Annotated in this window: 2 rRNA genes; both read left to right on the forward strand. The window is 50.8% G+C overall.

Annotated elements, in window-relative coordinates:
* Nucleotides 1-165: 165 nt before the first annotated feature.
* Nucleotides 166-3,057 (forward strand): 23S ribosomal RNA (locus HX793_RS21520).
* A gap of 156 nt (nt 3,058-3,213) precedes the next feature.
* Nucleotides 3,214-3,329 (forward strand): 5S ribosomal RNA (gene rrf, locus HX793_RS21525).
* The last annotated feature ends 9 nt before the right edge of the window (nt 3,330-3,338 follow it).

Here is a 3,338-nt window from a genome sequence, read left to right on the forward strand (position 1 = left end):
ATCGTTCTTTAAAAATTTGGGTATGTGATAGAAAGATAGACTGAACGTTACTTTCACTGGTAACGGATCAGGCTAAGGTAAAATTTGTGAGTTCTCTTAATTGAGAAATTCGAATTTTCGGCGAATGTCGTCTTCACAGTATAACCAGATTGCTTGGGGTTATATGGTCAAGTGAAGAAGCGCATACGGTGGATGCCTTGGCAGTCAGAGGCGATGAAAGACGTGGTAGCCTGCGAAAAGCTTCGGGGAGTCGGCAAACAGACTTTGATCCGGAGATGTCTGAATGGGGGAACCCAGCCATCATAAGATGGTTATCTTACGCTGAATACATAGGCGTAAGAGGCGAACCAGGGGAACTGAAACATCTAAGTACCCTGAGGAAAAGAAATCAACCGAGATTCCCTTAGTAGTGGCGAGCGAACGGGGACTAGCCCTTAAGTGGCTTTGAGATTAGCGGAACGCTCTGGAAAGTGCGGCCATAGTGGGTGATAGCCCTGTACGCGAAAATCTCTTAGTCATGAAATCGAGTAGGACGGAGCACGAGAAACTTTGTCTGAATATGGGGGGACCATCCTCCAAGGCTAAATACTACTGACTGACCGATAGTGAACTAGTACCGTGAGGGAAAGGCGAAAAGAACCCCGGAGAGGGGAGTGAAATAGATCCTGAAACCGTATGCGTACAAGCAGTGGGAGCCCACTTTGTTGGGTGACTGCGTACCTTTTGTATAATGGGTCAGCGACTTATTTTCAGTGGCGAGCTTAACCGAATAGGGGAGGCGTAGCGAAAGCGAGTCTTAATAGGGCGTCTAGTCGCTGGGAATAGACCCGAAACCGGGCGATCTATCCATGGGCAGGTTGAAGGTTGGGTAACACTAACTGGAGGACCGAACCGACTACCGTTGAAAAGTTAGCGGATGACCTGTGGATCGGAGTGAAAGGCTAATCAAGCTCGGAGATAGCTGGTTCTCCTCGAAAGCTATTTAGGTAGCGCCTCATGTATCACTGTAGGGGGTAGAGCACTGTTTCGGCTAGGGGGTCATCCCGACTTACCAAACCGATGCAAACTCCGAATACCTACAAGTGCCGAGCATGGGAGACACACGGCGGGTGCTAACGTCCGTCGTGAAAAGGGAAACAACCCAGACCGTCAGCTAAGGTCCCAAAGTTATGGTTAAGTGGGAAACGATGTGGGAAGGCTTAGACAGCTAGGAGGTTGGCTTAGAAGCAGCCACCCTTTAAAGAAAGCGTAATAGCTCACTAGTCGAGTCGGCCTGCGCGGAAGATGTAACGGGGCTCAAACCATACACCGAAGCTACGGGTATCACGTAAGTGATGCGGTAGAGGAGCGTTCTGTAAGCCTGTGAAGGTGAGTTGAGAAGCTTGCTGGAGGTATCAGAAGTGCGAATGCTGACATGAGTAACGACAATGGGTGTGAAAAACACCCACGCCGAAAGACCAAGGTTTCCTGCGCAACGTTAATCGACGCAGGGTTAGTCGGTCCCTAAGGCGAGGCTGAAAAGCGTAGTCGATGGAAAACAGGTTAATATTCCTGTACTTCTGGTTATTGCGATGGAGGGACGGAGAAGGCTAGGCCAGCTTGGCGTTGGTTGTCCAAGTTTAAGGTGGTAGGCTGGAATCTTAGGTAAATCCGGGATTCTAAGGCCGAGAGCTGATGACGAGCTAACTTTTAGTTAGCGAAGTGGTTGATGCCATGCTTCCAAGAAAAGCTTCTAAGCTTCAGGTAACCAGGAACCGTACCCCAAACCGACACAGGTGGTTGGGTAGAGAATACCAAGGCGCTTGAGAGAACTCGGGTGAAGGAACTAGGCAAAATGGCACCGTAACTTCGGGAGAAGGTGCGCCGGTGAGGGTGAAGGACTTGCTCCGTAAGCTCATGCCGGTCGAAGATACCAGGCCGCTGCGACTGTTTATTAAAAACACAGCACTCTGCAAACACGAAAGTGGACGTATAGGGTGTGACGCCTGCCCGGTGCCGGAAGGTTAATTGATGGGGTTAGCTAACGCGAAGCTCTTGATCGAAGCCCCGGTAAACGGCGGCCGTAACTATAACGGTCCTAAGGTAGCGAAATTCCTTGTCGGGTAAGTTCCGACCTGCACGAATGGCGTAACGATGGCGGCGCTGTCTCCACCCGAGACTCAGTGAAATTGAAATCGCTGTGAAGATGCAGTGTATCCGCGGCTAGACGGAAAGACCCCGTGAACCTTTACTATAGCTTTGCACTGGACTTTGAATTTGCTTGTGTAGGATAGGTGGGAGGCTTTGAAGCGTGGACGCCAGTCTGCGTGGAGCCATCCTTGAAATACCACCCTGGCAACTTTGAGGTTCTAACTCAGGTCCGTTATCCGGATCGAGGACAGTGTATGGTGGGTAGTTTGACTGGGGCGGTCTCCTCCTAAAGAGTAACGGAGGAGTACGAAGGTGCGCTCAGACCGGTCGGAAATCGGTCGTAGAGTATAAAGGCAAAAGCGCGCTTGACTGCGAGACAGACACGTCGAGCAGGTACGAAAGTAGGTCTTAGTGATCCGGTGGTTCTGTATGGAAGGGCCATCGCTCAACGGATAAAAGGTACTCCGGGGATAACAGGCTGATACCGCCCAAGAGTTCATATCGACGGCGGTGTTTGGCACCTCGATGTCGGCTCATCACATCCTGGGGCTGAAGCCGGTCCCAAGGGTATGGCTGTTCGCCATTTAAAGTGGTACGCGAGCTGGGTTTAGAACGTCGTGAGACAGTTCGGTCCCTATCTGCCGTGGACGTTTGAGATTTGAGAGGGGCTGCTCCTAGTACGAGAGGACCGGAGTGGACGAACCTCTGGTGTTCCGGTTGTCACGCCAGTGGCATTGCCGGGTAGCTATGTTCGGAATAGATAACCGCTGAAAGCATCTAAGCGGGAAACTAGCCTCAAGATGAGATCTCACTGGAACCTTGAGTTCCCTGAAGGGCCGTCGAAGACTACGACGTTGATAGGTTGGGTGTGTAAGCGCTGTGAGGCGTTGAGCTAACCAATACTAATTGCCCGTGAGGCTTGACCATATAACACCCAAGCAATTTGACTACTCTAACGAGCATCAGATTGCGGTGTGTGAAGACGAAAATGAACCGAAAGTTCGACGTTCACAAAACACCGAAAGCTGTCACATACCCAATTTGCTGAAGCGAGGCACATGCCGCGACTCAGTACCCGAATTTCTTGACGACCATAGAGCATTGGAACCACCTGATCCCATCCCGAACTCAGTAGTGAAACGATGCATCGCCGATGGTAGTGTGGGGTTTCCCCATGTGAGAGTAGGTCATCGTCAAGATTAAATTCC

Origin of the sequence: Pseudomonas reactans, assembly GCF_013387025.1 — a bacterium.
Classification (GTDB): domain Bacteria; phylum Pseudomonadota; class Gammaproteobacteria; order Pseudomonadales; family Pseudomonadaceae; genus Aquipseudomonas; species Aquipseudomonas reactans.